The organism is Halomonas sp. AOP5-B2-8, from assembly GCF_052376475.1.
GTDB lineage: Bacteria > Pseudomonadota > Gammaproteobacteria > Pseudomonadales > Halomonadaceae > Vreelandella > Vreelandella casei.
Map to the genome: position 1 here is coordinate 187,740 of NZ_JBQSVS010000002.1, position 19,012 is coordinate 206,751.

Consider the following 19,012-nt stretch of genomic DNA (forward strand, 5'->3'; position numbering starts at 1 on the left):
CCTTCGCGATAGCCGTTTAACGATAGTCGCTTCACGACGTTGGGATATGGCGGCTAGCAGCGTGTAATTGATTTTCCAGCGCTGCAAGTCGCTCCGGTGTTCCTACATCGACCCAATGGCCTGTGTAATGCTCACCGCTCACGCGCCCGCCATTGATAGCGTCTTTAAGCAGCGGGGCTAAAGCAAAGGCGCCCGGTACGTGCCCGGCCAGCAGCGCTGGATGAATCACGCTAATGCCGGCGAAGGTTAAGCGCGGGTGGCTGGTTTGATTGACGCGCCCTGCCAAAATCCCAAAATCCCCATCAATGTGATGAGTAGGATTGTCCACGAGCACTAGGTGCGCCAAGTCGTTGCCCTTTAGCGCTTGCGGGCGAGGAAGTGCTTCACACCATACGTCGCCATTGACCAGCAGAAAAGGCGCCTCGCCAAGCAGCGGCAGGGCCTGCTGGATACCGCCACCGGTTTCTAAGGGCGACGTTTCGCGGCTCCAATGAATGCGCAGTCCATAAGAGTCACCGTCGCCCAGTGCCGCAATGATTTGCTCGGCACGATAGCTCACATTGATAACAACGTCTTGAATGCCAGCGCTACGAAGACGCTCAAGATGATAAGCAATCAGCGGTTTGCCTGCGATCGGCAGCAGCGGCTTGGGGCAGTGATCGGTCAGTGGGCGCATGCGCTTACCGAGCCCTGCGGCTAAAATCATTGCTTTCATGCGGCTATTTTCATCTGTATTTGCATCCATTGCTATTAATGAGCTTCCGCTAGCCGCTGAATAATCGCAGGGCGCAGGGTGGTATTTACCCAGTGAGCAAAGGCCGCCTGCTCCGGCAGAGCTAAAAGGCTATCTTCAAGATGATCCAAAAAGTGAGGTAGGCGCTCAAGGTAGCCACTTTTTTGATCGCGTAGCGTTAACCGGCAAAAAATGCCCAGTACTTTCAGTGAGCGCTGGGCAGCCATCGCGTGGCACTGGGTCAAAAACAAGGCCGAGTCTACGCTGCTTGAAAGCCTGCCGTCGCGACGCGCTTGGTGATAAAATTCATCTACGAAGCTTGCAAACTGCTCGCCCGTGAAGCGGCAATAGCGTCCTCTAAGGAGAGAAATAAGATCGTAGCTGAGCGGGCCAGCCACAGCGTCCTGAAAATCGATCATATAAAGACGCTGCTGGTGTACCATCAGGTTCATCGCGTCAAAGTCACGGTGTACGCTTACCACTGGCTGCGCCAGAGCATGCTGTATAAGCTGCTCACGAACTGCCTGCCAGCTTTCTGGCGGTGGTATCGCTAGCCAGGTGCTGAGACACCATTGCGGAAACAAATCGAGCTCGCGGGCGAGTAGCGCCGTATCATAGGCGGGTAATAACGCTGAGTTAGCGCGATTTTGCAGCTTGGCGATGAGCATCAGGGCCTGCGAATGGTAAGCCTGTGTAGTCGCATCGTCGGTAAACAAGTCTTGTAGCGGCGTGTTGCCCAAGTCGTCTAGCAGCAGAAAGCCCTCGGCTAGATTAGCCGCGTGTACTTGGGGCACCGGCAGCCCGGCGCTGTGCCAGCGCTTAGCAATGCTGACAAAAGGCTGCGAGTCTTCTTGCTCAGGAGGGGCATCCATAAGCACTTGGGTGCTGCCGTCGGGTAGCGTTAGGCGGAAATAGCGCCTAAAACTCGCATCTCCTACGGCAGAAGAGAGAGAAATATCGGCCTTAGAAAGGCCGTTTTGTTGGGCAGCCCACGTGGTGAGGGCGTTAATCCGATATGAGGACATGCAAGCTCCTTGCTGGTCGGGCATCATGCGGGCTGTATAATACCGATTCTGGATGCCAAGGATAACGAACATGGGCAAGCGATTTTCGCGCACGTTGCCGGTTGCGCATACTTTAGTGGGCAGTTTGCTCGCTGGCGCCTCGTTTACGGCGGTGGCTCAAGGTCAAACCATGCCCGCTGAAGCGCTGGATTGGCAAGCCTGGGGAGACGCTGAAGCGTCTACCCAGCTTTGCCGTGGGCGTTACGTGATGCCAGATTACCGCTTGCCAGCCGACGATAACCCCGAAGCACTGTCTCTTGAAGCCAGTGATGTCGATTACGCCGCCAACGGCGAATCGCTGCTGCGCGGTGACGTGGTTTTACGGCGCGGTAATGAAGAACTACAGGCCGAGCAAATCTTTTTGCCTGCCGACCGTCAACAGGTCGATGCTGAGGGCAATATTGCGCTGCGCGACGGGCAAGCCCTGATACGCGGCGAAAAGGCCATGTTAAGGCTAAATGAAGATCGGGCGACGCTGAATAACAGCCAATATGTGCTCTATGATCAGCACTTACGTGGAGAAGCTAGCCAGCTGGAGCAGACGGGCGAGGGGCTGTATCGCTTGCAAGACGCAAGCTTTACGACCTGCGACCCGGGTGAAAATAGCTGGCAACTGGTGAGTAGCAACATTGTTCTTGATCAAGCCCAAGGCTTTGGCACCGCGCGCAATGCGCGTTTAGAAGTTAAAGATATTCCTATCTTTTATTGGCCCTGGCTGCGCTTTCCTATCGATGACCGCCGTCATACCGGGCTGCTGTCGCCCTCCATTGGTTTTTCAGCGGACGGTTTTGACTACGCTCAGCCATTTTATTGGAACATTGCACCTAATCATGATGCCACCATCACGCCGCGCTGGATGACCGATCGCGGACTGCTGATGAATGGCGAATATCGCTACCTGTTTTCTGAAAGCGCAGGCACCGTGGAAGGCGGCTACTTAAACAGTGATAACGGCGGCTCGGGTGGTGACGCTAACCGCTTTGAAGGTGATGACCGCTGGTATATTGATGCGCGTCATGCTGGGCGGGTTAACGAACGTAGTAATTATCAGTTACGCTACGGTGCGGCCAGCGACGGGCGCTATTTTGATGACTTTGGCGGTGAGTTTGGTAACAGTGATCGCGTGAGCATGGAGCGATTAGCCCAGGTAGATTACCGCGGCCAGCGCTGGCAGTTAGACGCTCGTGCACAAGGGTTTCAGCGCTTGGAAGACCCGCTTAGCGATAGCGACAAGCCGTTTTATCGGTTGCCTAGCTTAAGCGCTAACGCTGATTGGCAGTTTAACAGCGGGCTGTATACGGAATGGCGCTCTAACGCGACGTATTTCTGGCGTGATGTAGATGAGCGTCGCGTGCCCGAACGCGAAGCGGCAATTGGTAGCCGACTGCATCTAACCCCAGCAGTAGGCTGGCGGTTTGAGCAGCCGTGGGGCTATGTCGAGCCGCGTACAGAGTTTTGGAACACGGCCTACGAGTTGGACTACGGCGAGCGCGAAACGGATCGTGGTACAACGCCTACGCGCAGCATCGCGCTGACGTCTATCGACAGCGGGCTGGTTTTTGAACGTGAGCTTGCCCTCGGTGGACGAGAGTATCGTCAAACGCTAGAGCCACGGCTCAACTATGCCTATGTGCCGCGTACCGATCAGGCCGAACTGCCAGACTTTGATAGTCGTGAGCGTGCATTCTCTTGGGATCAACTGTGGTCAGCGAAGCGCTTTTCCGGCGCCGACCGCGTAGGCGACTTGAATCGGCTGTCTTATGGGGTTCAGTCGCGGCTGCTGGAAGATGCCTCCGGGCGTGACCGGCTCTCGTTTGGCATAGGGCAAAGCGCTTATTTTGATGAGCGCCGTATCGACAGCGACGGCGATCCCAATTCGCTGCCGGATCGGCCTGAAGATAATCCCAACGTTAACCCTGAAAGCCGCTATCAGGCCACGCGGGATCGCTCGCCGGTGGTCTCTCGGCTAGATTGGCAAATCAATGATCGCTGGAGCAGTGGCTATGAATGGCTCTACGATGATCATCGTGAACGTACCGAACGCTCAAGTGTGGATGTGCGTTATCGCCATCCTGAAGGGCACGTAGTGAACCTTGGCTACCGTTGGGAGATCGAAGGGTTCGACCCCGGCGTTTTGCCTGATGATGACGGCTTTCGCGACTACAGTCGTGAAGAGTGGGATTTGTCGTTTGCCTGGAAAGCCAGCCCTAGCATTGATTTGATTGGCAGCTACCTGCACGATCAGACCAATAATCGCCCGCTTGAGCAATTGGCAGGCGTCCAGTGGAACAATTGCTGCTATGGCCTTCAGGTCGTCTGGCGCGAATGGATAGACGACGATGACACCGCCCGCATTGACGACGATTTTAAAGATCGCGGCTTGTTTTTACGCTTCGTATTCCGTGGTTTAGGCGGCGTTGGACAGGACGCAGATAGCTATTTTGAACAGACCATTCCTGGCTACCGTCCGACTGCACTATAACGACATCCATCGATTGGCTAATGAAAGAGACGTTTGTTATGAAAATGAAAAAGCCCCTGCTAGGCCGTATGAAACAGCTCTCTGCCGGCAGCGTACTGGCGCTGTGTGTGGGTGCAGGCGTTGCGCTCGCTCCGCTTACAGTGAATGCGCAAAATTTCCAGTCTACTCAGCGGCAAGCGTTAGATAGCGTGGTCGCGGTGGTAAATAATGACGTCATTATGCGCAGCAATTTAAATGGACGGATGGCGCAAGTTGAGCAGCAGGCCCAGGCTCGCGGTGGCAATCTTCCTCCGCGTTCTCAGTTAGAGAGGCAGGTGCTTGAGCGCATGGTGATGGAAGAAATTCAGATGCAGATGGCGGAAGATGCCAATCTCAGCATTAACGATACCGAGCTAAATGCGCAGGTACGTTCGATTGCTGAATCTAACGACATGACGCTAGATGAGTTTGCCGATGCGGTAGAGGCCGATGGCATCACATTAGCTAGCGTGCGCGATGAGGTGCGCCGTGAAATGCTTATGCGCCAAGTGCAGCAGCGTCAAATCAGCAATCGCGTAACGGTAAGTGATCGCGACGTTGACCGCTTCTTAAGCCAGCAGCCTAGCCAGCCGGGCAGCCAGAACTTTATTGAGGAAAGTCGTGCCCGCCATGTGCTGGTTGCACTGACCCCAACGCGCGATGAAAACCAGGCGCGTGCACGGGCTGAAGACGTTCGCGAGCGCTTATCAGGCGGTGCTGATTTTGCTTCATTAGCGCGCGAATATAGTGACGACAGCGGCAGCGCGCTTAATGGCGGTGAGCTTGGCTGGGTTCGCCCCGGTCAGACTGTACCCGCGTTTGAAGAAGCCATGCGCGGTCTTGATATTAATCAAGTATCTGCGCCTGTGCGCTCGCAGTTTGGTTATCACGTGATCCAGGTTGAGGAGCGCCGCCGTCAGGACGTTACCCAAGAAAGCCAGCGTGAGCAGGTGCGCCAAGCGATTTTCCAACGCCGTGCTAATGAAGAGCTGGAAACGTGGCAGCAGGAAATTCGCTCTCAGGCCTTTGTCGATATTCGCCTCTGATGCCTGCTAGTGCATTGACGAAAGCTAGCGCTGCGCCGGTGGTCATCACCACCGGCGAACCGGCGGGCATTGGCCCCGAGCTAACGCTAATGCTGGCGGCGCAGGGCCTGCTGCCCGCCAATGCTGTGGCCATTGGCGACCCGGAGATGCTGCGCCAGCGTGCCGCCTCGCTGGGGTTGGACATCCCGATTGTTGAATGTTCGCCCGGTGAATGCCCGTTGGGCAATCATCGCTTGCCCGTTTGGCCGGTGGCGCTTAGCGCGCCTGTAACGCCTGGCGTGCTCAACCCTGCCAATGCTGACTACGTGTTAGCCACCTTGGCGCTTGCAGTCGATGCCTGCCAGCAAGGCCAGGCGTCGGCAATGGTAACGGCGCCGCTGCACAAAGGCGTGATCATTGAAGGCGGGCACGTTGGTTTTACCGGCCATACCGAATGGCTGCGCGATGCCTGCGGTGTTGATGAGGTAGTCATGATGCTCGCTACTGACGCGGCGCTGCATGCAACGTCGCCAAGCTGGCAGGGCAGTGGTGATCTACGCGTTGCGTTAGTGACCACGCATTTGCCTTTACGCAACGTTGCCGATGCCATCACCTATGAGCGAGTTATTCGCATTAGCCATTTGCTCGCGGCGGATTTGCAGCGTCAGTTTAACATTGCTAAACCGCGTATCGCGGTGTGTGGCTTAAATCCCCATGCCGGTGAGGATGGGCACTTAGGGCGCGAAGAGCTCGATATTATTATTCCAGCGCTTGATGCGCTGCGCGCAGAGGGAATGGATATTCACGGCCCGCTGCCTGCCGATACGCTATTTACGCCTAGGCATTTGGCGGGTGTTGACGCCGTGCTGGCGATGTATCATGACCAAGGGTTGGCCGTGCTCAAATATGCAGGCTTTGGCCAAGCTGCCAACATTACCCTGGGTTTGCCGCTAGTGCGCACCTCTGTTGATCATGGCACTGCGTTAGGGTTGGCAGGCAAAGGCTTGGCAGACCCCAGTAGCTTAAAGGTGGCGATTACGCTGGCGCGCCGTTTAGCTGCGCAGCGCGGTGGGGCAGATAGTTAAGATCGTGCCTCGGCTGCTACCCATACTCCTGATTGAAACTGCTTTCCAAGGAACACCGCTTGATGTCTCATGTGCCCCAGCACCGCGCTCGTAAACGCTTTGGTCAAAATTTTTTACGTGATCTTGGTATTATTTCGCGGATTGTACGCGCCGTTGGCCCTCGCTCAACGGACCGTTTAGTTGAAATTGGCCCAGGGCAGGGCGCGCTGACCGAACCGCTGCTTGAAGCCGCCGGGCACCTGGAGGTCATTGAGCTTGACCGTGATCTAATTCCCGGTTTGCGCGTACAGTTTTTTAATTATCCCGATTTTGTTATCCATGAAGGCGATGCGCTCAAGTTTGATTTTGCGGCGCTAAAAGGCGATGGGCCTGCGCTGCGGGTAGTGGGTAATCTTCCTTACAATATTTCCACACCGTTGATTGTGCACTTGCTAGCGGCTGGCGATGCCATTGCCGATATGCACTTTATGCTACAAAAAGAGGTGGTTGAGCGTTTAGCGGCAGAGCCAGGCGGCACCGATTGGGGGCGCCTTTCGGTTATGGCGCAATACTATTGCCACGTTGAACAGCTATTTATTGTTCCGCCTGAAGCATTTGTTCCGCAGCCTAAGGTTGATTCGGCGATTGTGCGCTTAACGCCTCACGAGGCGCTTCCTCACACCGCCGATGATCCGGCGCTATTATTTGAGTTGGTCAAGCTTGCTTTCGGCCAGCGGCGCAAAACGCTGCGCAATAACTTCAAAGGGCGCGTCAGCCCCGCGACACTGGAAGATCTTGGTATTGATCCGGTGCGCCGGCCGCAGACCTTAACGGTGGCCGAGTACGTTGCCATTGCCAATCGTGTGGCTGCGGATGAGCACGCGAGCGGCGACCAGGGCAGCGAAGGGTGAGTGGTCTAGCGATTGAGGTGAGCGTTGATCCGAGCTACCGCGCCGATGAGTCTAATGATGGGGAGCTGCGCTACGTCTTTAGTTATACCGTCACGGTGCATAACCAAAGCCCTCACAGCGTTCAGCTTATGGCGCGCTACTGGAAGATTACTCAGGGCGGCGGAGACTGCCAAGAAGTGCGCGGCAAAGGCGTGGTTGGCCAGCAGCCGTTAATAGGTCCTGGGCAGAGTTTTCGCTATACCAGTCGCGCTATTCTGCAAACCCCGGTAGGGGTGATGGAAGGTGCTTACACATTGTTAGACACCTCCACACAGCGAGTCTTTGAAGTGCCTATTACACCTTTTAGGCTGGCAGCTCCCCTTCAGCTGCATTAATCGTGGCTCGCTGCTGCGAGCGCTTTAGGCGCTCGTCAATCGGCTGTCTAGATGATCGCAAAGGCGGAGTGCCAGTTGAACCAGCGTCAGCGTAGGGTTGGCGTGCCCGACACTGGCAAACACGCTGGACCCCGCGACATAGACGTTATCCTGAGCAAACAGGCGGCAATCAGGGTTGACGATGCCTTGCTCTGCATCCAGGCTCATGCGCGTGCCGCCCATGTGGTGGCGCCCGGCGAGCTCTCCGTCTGAGGGGAGTTGTACTGGCGTCTCTGCTAGCCAATCTGCCAATTGCAGCCGGCCGAGATCATTCTCTCGCAGATATTCCCCCAGCATCAGCATACTTTCGCGAATCGTGTGGCGATCAAGGTCAGACTGCTGCCATACCAACCGGCTGCGCGGTACGCCCAGGCTATCAACATCATCACTCAGCTCAATATGATTGTCATAGCGAGGCTCTTGTTCCCAGGCGGCTCTTAACACTGCGCCGTGCATCACGCGCCCTTGGGCTTGCCAGGTATGTAGTCGCCCAGCTAGCGTCGGTGCTTGCTCAGCAAGCTCATCCACTAATGTTTGGGTGGCCTCAGTGTTCATGCGGTGCAAGCGCAGCCCGCAGTTTAGTATCTGGCGTGAGGCGATGGCCTGTGCATCCGGAGAAAGAAACACATTGTACTCGTCTTCCAAGCCCAGAGCCGCAGGCTCGAACATGAGTGCCTTGCCCACCGTGGCATGCGGGTGCTCCATCCAGTAGCGGCCTAGCGTAGCATCTTGAGGGATTAGCTGACCGTTTGCCTGTTGATTGCACCACAGCAGTAGGCGAGAATTTTCTATGCCACCGCAGGCCATTACAAAGTAGCGCGCCCGCACTTGGCGAGAGTCGCCGGCGTAGTTTTTAAACGTTGCGCTAGTGACTGCGCCGTCAAGCGTTTCCAGCGCTACCAAGTTGGCCGTTAGGCAGCACTGAAGCGTGGCTGATTCGCTAAGCGTGGCGGCATATTTTTCTTTTAGGCGCGTTGGATTGCCGAGCGAAAAGTAGATGCGTTTAAATCCTGACCCAGCGATGGGCTGGTCGGCAGGCAGCGGTGCTAAATCCAGTATGCTGGCAGCGGTGCTGTAATAAGGCGAGATTGCGTCGCGCGCAATTGGCCAAGCTGTCTCGCTGGAAGCCGACTTAGCGGTAAAGTCGTAGCGATCAAGCGGGCGACAAACGCCGCCCCAGTGGTTGGTTGACCCGCCTAAATAGCGTAAGCGCGCGCCATAAAGAGGAATATAAGCGTCGCCGACCGTTTCGCCTCGATAGCTGTCCTGGGAGCGCTCGCTGTAGTCGGCATCGCCACCCTCGCAGAGCAGAACGCGGTGCCCGCGTTCTGCCAGCGTGACTGCCATTGCAATGCCCGCTGCGCCAGCGCCAATAATGCACACGTCGATTGCGTCACCGTGCTCGCTAATGTCCTCAAAATCAATATACATTAGCGATCACTGTCATTAAGAAGCCAGCCTTTCACCATCATCGGCGTGGGGCGCGCAGACGTTTTAGCGGCAGCGTTGGCGGCAGGCAGTAGTGTGGTGCCGGGTAGCAGTGCCGCACCAATGCCAGCCAAAGTGGCAGCGCGTAGTAGTCCGCGGCGAGTATAGTCCAGGGTCATTTGAGTATCGTTTTCCTTAACGGTCGCTGCGTGTAATGACGATAAGTTTACTATGACTATATAGTGGCGCAGGTGCCGCTTTTTCACCAGTTCATTTGATCAATGCTTAGCCAAAAGAGTGAGCGAGCGTCGCATGCAAGCAGCAGGTGAGATGGTAGTATTTAGGGTAGTATTTAGCCCACTTATTTCATAAAAGGCCTCCCGCATGAGCACCTATGCGATCGGCGATTTACACGGCTGCCACGTTGAATTCGTGACGCTACTAGAACGCATCAGCTTTAATCCCGCGCGCGATACACTTTGGTTAGTGGGTGATTTGATTAATCGTGGCCCCGGATCACTAGAATGCCTGCGCGAAGTACGGGCGCTGGGCAATGCCGCGCGAAGCGTATTGGGTAATCATGACTTTCATTTGCTCGTGCTAGCTCGCGGTGGCGGTAAGCTTAAAAAAAACGACACCTTTAGCCAATTACTGGACGCCCCTGATCGCGAGGCGCTGTTGGACTGGCTACAAAGCCTGCCGCTTAGCGTTTGTGAAAACAATACGCTGATGACGCACGCCGGCGTGCTGCCCCAGTGGAGCGTGGCACAAACCGAGTTGCGAGGGCTAGAGATCCAGGCCGCGCTGGCGAGTGAAACATCTGGCCAGTTCTTGGCGGCGCTATTTGGCAATCAGCCGGATACGTGGCAAGACGACATCGATGGCATCGATCGACTTCGTTTGATTGTTAATGTGTTAACAAGAATGCGCTTTATCGATGCTCAGGGGCGCTTGGACTTCGCCGCTAAAGAAGGGCTAGACAGCGCTCCGCCAGGGTTTTTGCCCTGGTTTCAGTACCCGAGAGACGATGATGCGCAGCTACTTTTTGGCCACTGGGCAGCGCTAGAAGGTAAAACGCCACAGGCGAAAATTTCCGTTGAGGCGCTTGATACCGGTTGCGTATGGGGAGGACGCTTGACCGCGCTTAATCTAGACAGCGGCGAGCGAACTAGCGTGGCATGCGCCGCAGCCCTCGCATGCTCAGACCGTGCACAGAGCAAGCCGAGGTGGTGATGAAAGAGCAGCATGCCGACCCGCGCTTGGCGGGCCTAAACGTATATCGCGTCGGTGGCGCGGTGCGTGATGCACTGCTGGGTTGGCCGGTGGTTGATAATGACTGGGTGGTTGTCGGTGCAACGCCCGATGACATGCGCAAACGCGGTTTTAAGCCGGTGGGGCGAGACTTTCCAGTGTTCTTACACCCGGAGAGCGCTGAGGAGTACGCCCTGGCGCGCACCGAGCGTAAGTCTGGTCATGGCTATGCTGGCTTTGAAGTACATGCAAGCCCCGATGTTACGCTGGAAGAAGATCTATTGCGGCGCGATTTAACCATTAATGCCATCGCGCAAAGTCGCCAAGGTGAATTGACCGATCCGTTTAATGGTCAGGGCGATATTGAGCAACGGCTACTGCGGCATGTTTCGCCAGCGTTTAGCGAAGACCCGCTGAGAGTGCTGCGCACGGCGCGCTTTTTGGCCCGCTATTGCTTGCTTGGCTTCACTATTGCTCGCGATACGCTGGCGCTGATGCGTCAAGTGAGCCTAAGTGGCGAGCTTGAGCACCTTGCCGCTGAGCGCGTATGGGTGGAAACCGAAAAAGCGCTGGGTGAGCCAAGCCCTGATATTTATTTCACAGCGCTTGAGCGCTGTGCGGCGCTAGCTGTTTGGTGGCCCGAGCTATCCGGCCAAGCGTTAGAGAAGGGCCTTGCGGCACTGGCTCATACTCCCGCAGGGAGTGCATTAGCCGTGGCCCACTGGCGCTATGCCCAGCTGGTGTCGCCCCTTAGCGTTAATGATCGTGAGGCTCTGGCCGTACGGCTAAAGCTACCTAACGCGGTGGCCCAGCTGGCCCGCCATACGGCGCTTACCCATGGAATGCTTGGCGATAGATTGGATGGCCCGGGCGTGCTGCACTGGCTGGAGCGCTTGGACGCCTGGCGCAAGCCTTCTCAGGTTGAAGAACAGCTGGCGCTGGTTGCTTTGCTAGCGCCAGAGCACCAGGCGCAGCTTGAGCGCGCTTGGCAAGCTGCTTGCAAGGTAAGCCCGCAGTCGCTCATCGCCCAAGGCTATCAGGGGGCGGCGCTTGGTAGCGCCTTGCGAGAGCACCGCGGCCAGGCTGTGTCGCTAGCCATCACTGCGTGATATGACCCGGCCTCGCCAGGTGAAGTTGATCGGCCACAGGCGCTGCTCACCTAGCTCAAAGGCTTTCCATAGCGCTGCATAAGGGGTGCCGCAGAGAGGGTGGCATTCATTCGGAATTAGCTCAGCAAGCGGCTGCAAAACAAAGGCGCTATTGGTGATCTCGCTTCGTGGGAGCGATACGCTATCGACAATGCCGCAGGCGTCACCAACGGTCAGCAGATCAATATCGAGCGTTCGAGGGCTCAGTTTAACGGTGCTAGGCAGGCGGCCATGCTCAGTTTCAAGCTGTTTGCCCCACGCCTGCAATTTGCCTGGTGTCCAGTCGCTGTAAAAGGCCACTACCGCGTTATAGAAATGGCGGCTGTCGGCAAAGCCGACCGGCTCACTCTCAAATACACGTGAGATGGTAAGTGGGCCGAAGGTGTCAGTCAGTGCATCAAGGCAGCCGCGAATATGCCGAGTTGGGCTAATGTTGCTGCCTAAGCTGACGGTCACCAAGTTCATGCGCGTGGCTCCTGCGTTACCTCTGGCAGGCTGCCGCGAGTAATTTCCAAGCCGACGCTGGCGGCGTTGGGAACGGCGCCGGGTTTACGTACCCTTAAACGTAGCCAGGTGATCGAAAACTCCGTTTGCAGGCACTCTGACAAGCGTTCGGCGAACGTTTCGACCAAGGCGAACTGATGCGCATCGGCAAACTGCTGAATACGCTGGCAGATAGCCGCGTAATCTAGCGTGAGCTGCAGATCATCGGTGGCGGCTGCTGCGCGAATATCGGTCGCCAGCGTCAGGTCTAGGCTCAGCGTTTGCTGAATAGAGCGCTCCCAGTCGTAGGCGCCAATGACGGTATCGACAGTTAACGCTTCAATTAAAATGCGGTCCATCTCACGATCCCCTGCTGCAACAAGCGAGCGATTGTACGTTAGGATGGGGTTTAACGACAGCGAGCCAGGCCACAAAGCGAGCACAGAGCGATGGGGTGGATTGTGGTGGGCTACTTAAGCGGCAGTTGGTTGGCAGCGCTAAGCGTTTGCCGCTGGGCGGGCGTGGGCGATCCCCGCCGACACGGCTCGTTTAACCCTGGATTCTCCAACGTACTGCGTCTGTACGGCCCCCGCTTAGCAACCGCTACATTGTTGCTGGATGCCCTGAAAAGCATGCCGGCGGTGCTGGGCGCGAAGCTGATGAGCTGCCCGGTGTGGCTGCAAGGATTAGTCGGGCTGGCGGTGCTGCTGGGCCACAGCTTTCCATTATGGCATGGTTTTCGCGGCGGAAAGGCCGTGGCGAGTGCGTTTGGCGTGCTGCTGGTATTGGTGCCCAGCGTTGCGTTATTGAGCGCCGTGCTGTGGTCATTATTAGCATGGCGGCTAAGAGCAGCCGCGCTGGCGTCACTCATAAGCGCGCTCATTGCGCCGCTCGCCTGCGGCTGGCTGGCGCCTGACTATGTGATGGTAGTGGGCGGTTTTAGCCTACTGGTGCTGGCCCGTCATGGCCTTAATATTCGACGCCTGAGGCGGGGCGAAGAGCCGCCTTTACGCGGCTCCTAACGCTATGGCTGACTAGCGGATGTCGTCGGTGGTGTCAGCTTATCCAGTGGCCAGCGGGGGGTTGCTTGCATCATTCCTTGGATATCATGCTCGCCTGCCGCCAGCCGCTGAGCACCGACGTAGGCAATCATGGCGCCATTGTCAGTACAGAATCGTCCACGTGGATAGTAGGCGCGCGCCTGGCGTTTTTCACACTCGGCTTGAAGCCGTTCACGCAGCCGCTGATTAGCACTCACACCGCCCGCCACTACTAGGCGCTTAAGGCCCGTTTGATCCAGCGCGCGGCGGCATTTAATGACCAGCGTATCAACAACGGCTTCTTCAAAGGCCCGGGCTACGTCGGCGCGCGCTTGATCATCGAGCTCGCTGGCGTCGTTTAACTGGCGAATGGCCGTCATGGTATGCGTTTTTAAGCCTGAAAAACTGAAGTCTAGCCCTGGGCGATCCGTCATTGGGCGCGGAAAGCGAAAGCGTTTGGGATTGCCCTTTTCCGCTAACTTGGCTACCTCGGGCCCGCCAGGGTAGGTGAGGCCAAGCATTTTGGCCGCTTTGTCAAAGGCTTCACCGGCCGCATCATCTACTGACTCGCCAAGCAGTTGATAGTAACCTAGCCCCTGCACTTCGACCAGCTGGGTATGGCCGCCAGATACCAAGAGAGCGACGAATGGAAACTCGGGCGGGTGCTCCTCCAGCATCGGTGCCAGCAGGTGCCCCTCCATATGATGCACGCCAAGCACCGGAATATTTAAGGCGCGCGCCATGCCGTGAGCCGTGCTGGCACCGACCATCAGTGCGCCGACAAGGCCCGGGCCTGCGGTATAGGTGATACCGTCCAAATCATTGCGCGTCAGTTTGGCATCGCTCAGCACTTGCTCAATCAGCGGCAGCAGTTTGCGCGTGTGGTCTCTCGACGCGAGTTCGGGCACGACGCCACCAAACTCAGCGTGCATGGCAATCTGGCTATACAGCGCATCGGCGAGCAGCCCCTGGCCACCTGTTTTCGACGTGTCATATAGTGCGACGCCAGTTTCGTCGCAGGACGTTTCAATGCCCAGTACGCGCATAAAAAGGGACTCTTTGTCGGTATGAAGGTAAAAAATGATGAGAGCGCTAGTTTAGCATTGTCGCTGCGGACGGGCGTAAGCATTTGCAAAGATAGCCAGCGGCGACTAGACTACTGTGCGCTGTAAAACTGGGTCGTGCACTGTGTTCTTGATCGCGATGTAAATCGCTATTTTCGCTGTGTACGTACTATCCGAACTCAAAATTTTAAGGTAGGTGAGTGCTTAATGCCTTCTGTAAAAGTACGTGATAACGAGCCGTTTGACGTCGCCCTGCGTCGCTTCAAGCGTTCTTGCGAAAAAGCTGGCGTTCTTTCTGAAGTACGTCGTCGCGAGCAATATGAGAAGCCGACTGCTGAGCGTAAACGTAAAGCGGCAGCTGCCGTGAAGCGTCACGCTAAGAAAGTCCAGCGTGAAACTAAGCGTTTCGAACGGCTCTATTGATCCGTACCCGAGGGGGCCGGAGCAGTTAGCTGGTCGTCTCAAGAGGGATGCCAAGCGGCCGCCACTAGGTGGCCGTTTGTTTTTCGGCATATTTAATGCCGTTCAAGTCCAACGCTGTTTAAGGTGATCTGGCAGTGGGTCTGATGACCCTAAGCAGTGTCTTAAAAGCTCTGTCTTAAAAGCTCTGTCTGAAATGCTCTGTCTCTAATGTCAGCGAATCAGCGCGATGCGCGAGGATGCCCGTAGTTCATGGCAGGCCAAATTCCACAGCGTTTTATTGATGACCTGTTAGGCCGCGTCGATGTGGTCGAGGTGGTCGGTGAGCGTGTGCAGCTTAAAAAGGCCGGCCGTAACTATTCCGGACTCTGTCCCTTCCATCAAGAGAAAACGCCATCGTTTACGGTCAGTGCGGATAAGCAGTTTTATCACTGCTTTGGCTGCGGAGCCAATGGTAATGCACTACGCTTCTTGATGGAGTACGACAAGTTACCGTTTCCCGAGGCCATAGAGCAGCTAGCGGGGCGTTTGGGTATTGAGGTGCCCCGCGAGGGGGCTGATGATCCGCATGCTCAGCAGCGTGAAAAAAAGCGTAAAGAGGGCGTTAATCTGCTTGAACTCGCCGCGAGTTTTTATCGCGAGCGATTGAAAATGCAGGAAGGTAAGTCGGCCCAGCGTTACTTGTTGGATCGTGGGCTCTCGGACGATGTAATCAAGACTTATGGTATTGGCTATGCCCCGGCGGGATGGGAGGCGCTCAAGCAGCACCTCAGCGAGCGTGGAATTGGTGAGCCTGTTCAGGTGGAATACGGCCTGCTGATTCATCGTGAAGATACTGGGCGTACCTACGATCGTTTCCGCGACCGGGTGATGTTCCCGATTAGGGATTTGCGCGGGCGAACCATTGCTTTCGGCGGCAGGGTCATGGGCGATGATCAGCCCAAGTACCTCAACTCGCCTGAAACGCCGGTGTTCCATAAAGGCCGCGAGCTGTACGGTTTGTTTGAGGCGCGTCAGGCATCGAACAAGCTCGAGCAGCTGGTGATCGTCGAGGGCTACATGGACGTGGTGGCGCTGGCGCAGTACGACATCCATAACGCCGTGGCAACGTTGGGCACTGCTACCACCGAAGATCATTTGACTCGCCTGTTTCGGCTGGTGAGCCGCGTGGTGTTTTGTTTCGATGGTGATCGCGCCGGCCGCCAGGCAGCTAGCCGGGCGTTGGAAACGGCGCTGCCGCAAATGCTCGATGGCCGTGAAGCGCGCTTTTTGTTTTTGCCAGAAGGTGATGACCCGGACTCGTTAGTACGTCGCGAAGGCACGCAGGCATTCCAAGATCGCGTGACCTGTGCCATGCCGCTGTCGGAGTTTTTGTTCGAACAGGCGGCTCAGGGGCGTGACTTAAATACGGTCGAAGGGCGCGAGCGATTTGCCAGTCAAGTGCTGGAAGCATTGAACAAAGTGCCCGAAGGGATGCTCAAATCGTTACTGCTTGAGTCGTTGGCCCAGCGCAGCGGGTTGGCCCAAGAGCAGCTGAAAGTGTTGCTCGAAAAGCGCGCTCAAGCGGCCCAGCAGCATGCGTTGCAGAAAGCACCGCCTGTTGATCCGTCGGAAGCCGAATCAGTGTCATCAGCTGTGCCGAATGTTTCACATGCTGCGCCTGATCGATCATCGCGCTCACGCTCTCAGGCGCTTTCGCCCGTGGGGCGTGTGGTGCAGCTGTTGCTGCACGAGCCTAGTTTGGTAGGCGCGTTACCGGATCATTTGGATTGGCTGCCTGACGATGATGATGCACCGCTATGCCAAGAGCTGATTACGCTGCTCAAGGCGGGGCGCTATCGCAGTCCGCAGGTGGTATTGGCACATTTTCAGGGTAGTCAGCAGGGGCAGGCGTTGGCTGCCTTCGCTAAGCGAGATTTGTTAATCGCAAAAGCGGATCGAGAGGCCGAGCTGAATGGCTTGGTAGAGCACTTGCAGTACGTTCATCGCCAGCGTTCTCCGCAGGAGGAGTACGAGGCGTTGCTGGCGCAGGAGCGCGCCGGGCAAAAGCTAGATAAGGAGCAGCGCCAGCGTTTGGCAAGCTTGATAATGGAGCTTGCGCAGCGCCAATAAGGCGGTGTTTTAAGCGATAGGGGTTGAATTCTTACCGTTTCAGCACCAGATATGAGGTCAGCCACTTAGCGCTGGCCTAACCAAACAACCTAACACACCTGAATGGTTGCGCAAATACGTTTTGCTGGAAAAAAACCGGCTATTTACGCTATACTACGTCGCTTGTTGAGTTTAATCGATTCAGCGCTCCAGGTGTTTCATTCTTCTTCGTCGAGATAGGGTTTCTATGGCTGGAAATGCGCAGCAGCAGACACGTCTGAAGGAGTTGATCGCACGCGGCAAGGAACAGGGTTACCTGACCTATGCCGAGGTCAACGACCATCTACCCGAGGATATTGCCGACCCGGATCAAGTGGAAGAAATCATTGGCATGATCAACGACATGGGTATAAGTGTCGCTGAAGAAGCGCCTGATGAAGACACCTTGATGATGTCGGATCATTCCGCAGACGAGTCCGCTGCGGAAGAAGCCGTAGCCGCGCTCGCCGCGGTGGATAGCGACGTGGGCCGCACCACTGACCCAGTGCGCATGTATATGCGCGAGATGGGTACGGTTGAGCTTTTGACCCGCGAGGGCGAAATTGCAATCGCCAAGCGGATCGAAGAGGGTACCCGTGAAGTGATGTCGTCCCTGGCATATTTGCCGGGTGCCGTCGCCTCTATTCTGAATGCCTACGATGCTACCCAGGATGAAGAAGCGCCTGGGCGACTTTCGGACCTGTTTTCTGGCTTCATCGACCCTGATGAAGGTATTCCTGGCGTTGCCGAAGCCGAAGTGCCTGAGCCTGAGCCCGAGCCCGAAATTGAAGAGGGTGCCGAAGGCGAGGATGAGGACGACGATTCTACGGCTAGCGAAGGCGGTCCGGACCCTGAAGAAGCGCGTGCGCGTTTTGAGCAGATCCGTGAGCAGAATGCCCTCGTTGAAGCCGCTTTTACTAAGCATGGCCGCGGTAGCGCCGAGCTGAAATCAGAGCAGACGCGTTTGGCAGTACTGTTTTCACCGATCAAGCTGGTACCTAAGCACTTTGAGCGCCTAGTGGGCCAAGTGCGTATCAGCGTTGAGCAGGTGCGCGCCCAAGAAAAAGCGGTGATGCAGCTGTGTGTGAAAAAAGCCAAGGTGCCGCGTAAAACGTTTATCAAGTCGTTTCCTGGTAACGAGTCGCGTAAGGCGTGGCTAGATGACTTTCAGGCAGCGCAGAGCAAGTACGCTGATCGCCTTGAGCCACTGCGCGCCGATATTGCACGTGCTCAGCGCAAAATCGCCTTTGAAGAGGACATGGTGCAACTTTCCGTTGCCGACCTTAAAGAGGTGAACCGCAAGCTCTCTATTGGTGAGGCAAAAGCTCGTCGCGCTAAGAAAGAGATGGTTGAGGCCAACCTGCGCTTGGTGATCTCGATTGCTAAGAAGTATACCAACCGTGGTTTGCAGTTCTTGGATTTGATCCAAGAAGGCAATATCGGCTTGATGAAAGCGGTCGATAAGTTCGAATATCGCCGCGGTTATAAGTTCTCGACCTACGCCACGTGGTGGATTCGTCAGGCGATTACTCGTTCAATTGCCGACCAGGCACGCACTATTCGTATTCCGGTGCATATGATTGAAACGATTAACAAGCTTAATCGCGTGTCGCGTCAGATGCTGCAGGAAATGGGCCGTGAACCGACGCCGGAAGAGCTTGGCGAACGCTTAGAAATGCCGGAAGAGAAGGTGCGCAAGGTCCTGAAAATCGCTAAAGAGCCGATCTCCATGGAGACGCCGATTGGTGACGATGATGACTCGCATCTGGGCGACTTTATCGAAGACGGCACTATGCTGCTGCCTATCGATATGGCAACCGGTGAAGGCTTGATCGAAGCGACCCGCAACGTGCTAGGTGGCTTGACCGCCCGCGAAGCAAAAGTGCTGCGCATGCGTTTTGGTATTGATATGAATACCGATCATACGCTTGAAGAGGTTGGCAAACAGTTTGATGTAACGCGTGAGCGAATTCGTCAGATTGAGGCCAAGGCGCTGCGCAAGCTGCGCCATCCTAGCCGCTCTGAGCCGCTGCGTTCATTCCTCGATGAGTGAAGGTCAATAAGCGCTAAGTAGCCGTTAAGATAAAAAAGCCCGGCGTTCAATGAACGCCGGGCTTTTTGCGTTCTATCGTCTAAGCGCTTACAGCGTGTAATAGGTGGCTGAGCCGGGGCCAACGGGCAGGCCTAACAAGAACACCCAGACAAAGAACAGCAGACTCCAGCCAATCAGCATAAAGAGCGTATAGGGCAGCATGATGGCGATCAGTGTTCCGATACCTGAGTCTTTACGATAGCGTGCCGCAAATGGCTTTTTGCATGACGAGATTTGAAAAATGAA

At 56.1% G+C, this 19,012-nt stretch carries 18 protein-coding genes and 1 pseudogene; 11 read left to right on the plus strand and 8 right to left on the minus strand.

Annotated elements, in window-relative coordinates:
• Positions 1-31: 31 nt before the first annotated feature.
• Positions 32-715: an N-acetylmuramate alpha-1-phosphate uridylyltransferase MurU gene (gene murU, locus ACT3RP_RS05530; RefSeq protein ID WP_096282302.1), complete on the minus strand. Its 684-nt coding sequence runs from the start codon at positions 713-715 to the stop codon at positions 32-34.
• A 35-nt stretch (positions 716-750) separates the two neighbouring features.
• Positions 751-1,758 carry an aminoglycoside phosphotransferase family protein gene (locus ACT3RP_RS05535; protein WP_483393419.1) on the minus strand — a complete coding sequence of 336 codons (1,008 nt, stop codon included), beginning with the start codon at positions 1,756-1,758 and terminating at the stop codon, positions 751-753.
• Between the two features lie 70 nt (positions 1,759-1,828).
• Here ACT3RP_RS05535 and ACT3RP_RS05540 point away from each other — a divergent pair, with 70 nt between their 5' ends.
• The 5 genes from ACT3RP_RS05540 (at position 1,829) to apaG (ending at position 7,671) form a co-directional block, all read left to right on the plus strand.
• The gene (locus tag ACT3RP_RS05540; RefSeq protein WP_096278504.1) at positions 1,829-4,279 is read left to right on the plus strand and encodes an LPS-assembly protein LptD; all 2,451 of its coding nucleotides are present in this window, start codon (positions 1,829-1,831) and stop codon (positions 4,277-4,279) included.
• A 38-nt stretch (positions 4,280-4,317) separates the two neighbouring features.
• On the plus strand, positions 4,318-5,343 hold the full coding sequence (locus ACT3RP_RS05545) for a peptidylprolyl isomerase (RefSeq protein WP_096278506.1): 1,026 nt from the start codon (positions 4,318-4,320) through the stop codon (positions 5,341-5,343).
• A complete protein-coding gene (gene pdxA, locus ACT3RP_RS05550; protein ID WP_441684285.1) occupies positions 5,343-6,407 on the plus strand; it encodes a 4-hydroxythreonine-4-phosphate dehydrogenase PdxA in 1,065 nt (354 codons plus the stop codon). The genes ACT3RP_RS05545 and pdxA overlap by 1 nt, the downstream gene beginning before the upstream one ends.
• Before the next feature lie 62 nt (positions 6,408-6,469).
• The gene (rsmA, locus tag ACT3RP_RS05555; protein WP_444625164.1) at positions 6,470-7,297 is read left to right on the plus strand and encodes a 16S rRNA (adenine(1518)-N(6)/adenine(1519)-N(6))-dimethyltransferase RsmA; all 828 of its coding nucleotides are present in this window, start codon (positions 6,470-6,472) and stop codon (positions 7,295-7,297) included.
• On the plus strand, positions 7,294-7,671 hold the full coding sequence (gene apaG / locus ACT3RP_RS05560; RefSeq protein ID WP_096278512.1) for a Co2+/Mg2+ efflux facilitator ApaG/CorD: 378 nt from the start codon (positions 7,294-7,296) through the stop codon (positions 7,669-7,671). The genes rsmA and apaG overlap by 4 nt, the downstream gene beginning before the upstream one ends.
• 24 nt (positions 7,672-7,695) lie before the next feature.
• On the opposite strand, the gene ACT3RP_RS05565 is transcribed toward apaG, so the two are convergent.
• Positions 7,696-9,141 (minus strand): FAD-dependent oxidoreductase, encoded by a 1,446-nt coding sequence (locus tag ACT3RP_RS05565; RefSeq protein WP_444671410.1) that lies wholly within the window; start codon positions 9,139-9,141, stop codon positions 7,696-7,698.
• The gene (locus ACT3RP_RS05570) at positions 9,141-9,317 is read right to left on the minus strand and encodes a hypothetical protein (protein ID WP_176483375.1); all 177 of its coding nucleotides are present in this window, start codon (positions 9,315-9,317) and stop codon (positions 9,141-9,143) included. The genes ACT3RP_RS05565 and ACT3RP_RS05570 overlap by 1 nt, the downstream gene beginning before the upstream one ends.
• Before the next feature lie 205 nt (positions 9,318-9,522).
• Between ACT3RP_RS05570 and ACT3RP_RS05575 the strand changes: the two genes are divergently transcribed.
• Positions 9,523-10,371, plus strand: coding sequence for a symmetrical bis(5'-nucleosyl)-tetraphosphatase (locus ACT3RP_RS05575; protein ID WP_483393420.1), 849 nt, complete (start codon positions 9,523-9,525; stop codon positions 10,369-10,371).
• Positions 10,371-11,498, plus strand: a complete 1,128-nt coding sequence (locus ACT3RP_RS05580) for a tRNA nucleotidyltransferase/poly(A) polymerase-related protein (RefSeq protein WP_483393557.1) — start codon at positions 10,371-10,373, stop codon at positions 11,496-11,498. The genes ACT3RP_RS05575 and ACT3RP_RS05580 overlap by 1 nt, the downstream gene beginning before the upstream one ends.
• Here ACT3RP_RS05580 and folK read toward each other — a convergent pair.
• Positions 11,481-12,002: a 2-amino-4-hydroxy-6-hydroxymethyldihydropteridine diphosphokinase gene (gene folK / locus ACT3RP_RS05585; RefSeq protein WP_444671412.1), complete on the minus strand. Its 522-nt coding sequence runs from the start codon at positions 12,000-12,002 to the stop codon at positions 11,481-11,483. The genes ACT3RP_RS05580 and folK overlap by 18 nt on opposite strands.
• Positions 11,999-12,379 (minus strand): dihydroneopterin aldolase, encoded by a 381-nt coding sequence (gene folB, locus ACT3RP_RS05590; protein WP_444671413.1) that lies wholly within the window; start codon positions 12,377-12,379, stop codon positions 11,999-12,001. Before folB ends, folK begins: the two co-directional genes overlap by 4 nt.
• A gap of 90 nt (positions 12,380-12,469) precedes the next feature.
• Between folB and plsY the strand changes: the two genes are divergently transcribed.
• Entirely contained in the window at positions 12,470-13,042 is a 573-nt protein-coding gene (plsY, locus tag ACT3RP_RS05595; protein WP_483393421.1) for a glycerol-3-phosphate 1-O-acyltransferase PlsY, read from the plus strand.
• A gap of 2 nt (positions 13,043-13,044) precedes the next feature.
• Here plsY and tsaD read toward each other — a convergent pair whose 3' ends face one another.
• Positions 13,045-14,106: a tRNA (adenosine(37)-N6)-threonylcarbamoyltransferase complex transferase subunit TsaD gene (tsaD, locus tag ACT3RP_RS05600; protein ID WP_483393422.1), complete on the minus strand. Its 1,062-nt coding sequence runs from the start codon at positions 14,104-14,106 to the stop codon at positions 13,045-13,047.
• Between the two features lie 225 nt (positions 14,107-14,331).
• Between tsaD and rpsU the strand changes: the two genes are divergently transcribed.
• The 3 genes from rpsU to rpoD all read left to right on the plus strand — a co-directional run bounded on the left by rpsU (position 14,332) and on the right by rpoD (position 18,727).
• A complete protein-coding gene (gene rpsU / locus ACT3RP_RS05605; RefSeq protein WP_096278527.1) occupies positions 14,332-14,547 on the plus strand; it encodes a 30S ribosomal protein S21 in 216 nt (71 codons plus the stop codon).
• 249 nt (positions 14,548-14,796) lie between these two features.
• Positions 14,797-16,656 carry a DNA primase gene (dnaG, locus tag ACT3RP_RS05610; RefSeq protein WP_441684255.1) on the plus strand — a complete coding sequence of 620 codons (1,860 nt, stop codon included), beginning with the start codon at positions 14,797-14,799 and terminating at the stop codon, positions 16,654-16,656.
• 226 nt (positions 16,657-16,882) lie between these two features.
• The gene (gene rpoD, locus ACT3RP_RS05615; protein ID WP_096278531.1) at positions 16,883-18,727 is read left to right on the plus strand and encodes an RNA polymerase sigma factor RpoD; all 1,845 of its coding nucleotides are present in this window, start codon (positions 16,883-16,885) and stop codon (positions 18,725-18,727) included.
• An 87-nt stretch (positions 18,728-18,814) separates the two neighbouring features.
• Here rpoD and ACT3RP_RS05620 read toward each other — a convergent pair.
• Positions 18,815-18,976: pseudogene (locus tag ACT3RP_RS05620) on the minus strand (AbgT family transporter); the annotation flags it as partial.
• Positions 18,977-19,012: the final 36 nt, after the last annotated feature.

Bases quoted from the DNA above. Each gene is read 5' to 3' on its own strand.
- ACT3RP_RS05570 (WP_176483375.1), bottom strand. From the start codon at position 9,317: ATGACCCTGGACTATACTCGCCGCGGACTACTACGCGCTGCCACTTTG.
- pdxA (WP_441684285.1), top strand. From the start codon at position 5,343: ATGCCTGCTAGTGCATTGACGAAAGCTAGCGCTGCGCCGGTGGTCATC.
- rpoD (WP_096278531.1), top strand. From the start codon at position 16,883: ATGGCTGGAAATGCGCAGCAGCAGACACGTCTGAAGGAGTTGATCGCA.
- dnaG (WP_441684255.1), top strand. From the start codon at position 14,797: ATGGCAGGCCAAATTCCACAGCGTTTTATTGATGACCTGTTAGGCCGC.
- ACT3RP_RS05545 (WP_096278506.1), top strand. From the start codon at position 4,318: ATGAAAATGAAAAAGCCCCTGCTAGGCCGTATGAAACAGCTCTCTGCC.
- ACT3RP_RS05575 (WP_483393420.1), top strand. From the start codon at position 9,523: ATGAGCACCTATGCGATCGGCGATTTACACGGCTGCCACGTTGAATTC.
- plsY (WP_483393421.1), top strand. From the start codon at position 12,470: ATGGGGTGGATTGTGGTGGGCTACTTAAGCGGCAGTTGGTTGGCAGCG.
- folB (WP_444671413.1), bottom strand. From the start codon at position 12,379: ATGGACCGCATTTTAATTGAAGCGTTAACTGTCGATACCGTCATTGGC.
- tsaD (WP_483393422.1), bottom strand. From the start codon at position 14,106: ATGCGCGTACTGGGCATTGAAACGTCCTGCGACGAAACTGGCGTCGCA.
- ACT3RP_RS05535 (WP_483393419.1), bottom strand. From the start codon at position 1,758: ATGTCCTCATATCGGATTAACGCCCTCACCACGTGGGCTGCCCAACAA.
- ACT3RP_RS05540 (WP_096278504.1), top strand. From the start codon at position 1,829: ATGGGCAAGCGATTTTCGCGCACGTTGCCGGTTGCGCATACTTTAGTG.
- ACT3RP_RS05565 (WP_444671410.1), bottom strand. From the start codon at position 9,141: ATGTATATTGATTTTGAGGACATTAGCGAGCACGGTGACGCAATCGAC.
- murU (WP_096282302.1), bottom strand. From the start codon at position 715: ATGAAAGCAATGATTTTAGCCGCAGGGCTCGGTAAGCGCATGCGCCCA.
- folK (WP_444671412.1), bottom strand. From the start codon at position 12,002: ATGAACTTGGTGACCGTCAGCTTAGGCAGCAACATTAGCCCAACTCGG.
- rsmA (WP_444625164.1), top strand. From the start codon at position 6,470: ATGTCTCATGTGCCCCAGCACCGCGCTCGTAAACGCTTTGGTCAAAAT.
- rpsU (WP_096278527.1), top strand. From the start codon at position 14,332: ATGCCTTCTGTAAAAGTACGTGATAACGAGCCGTTTGACGTCGCCCTG.
- ACT3RP_RS05580 (WP_483393557.1), top strand. From the start codon at position 10,371: ATGAAAGAGCAGCATGCCGACCCGCGCTTGGCGGGCCTAAACGTATAT.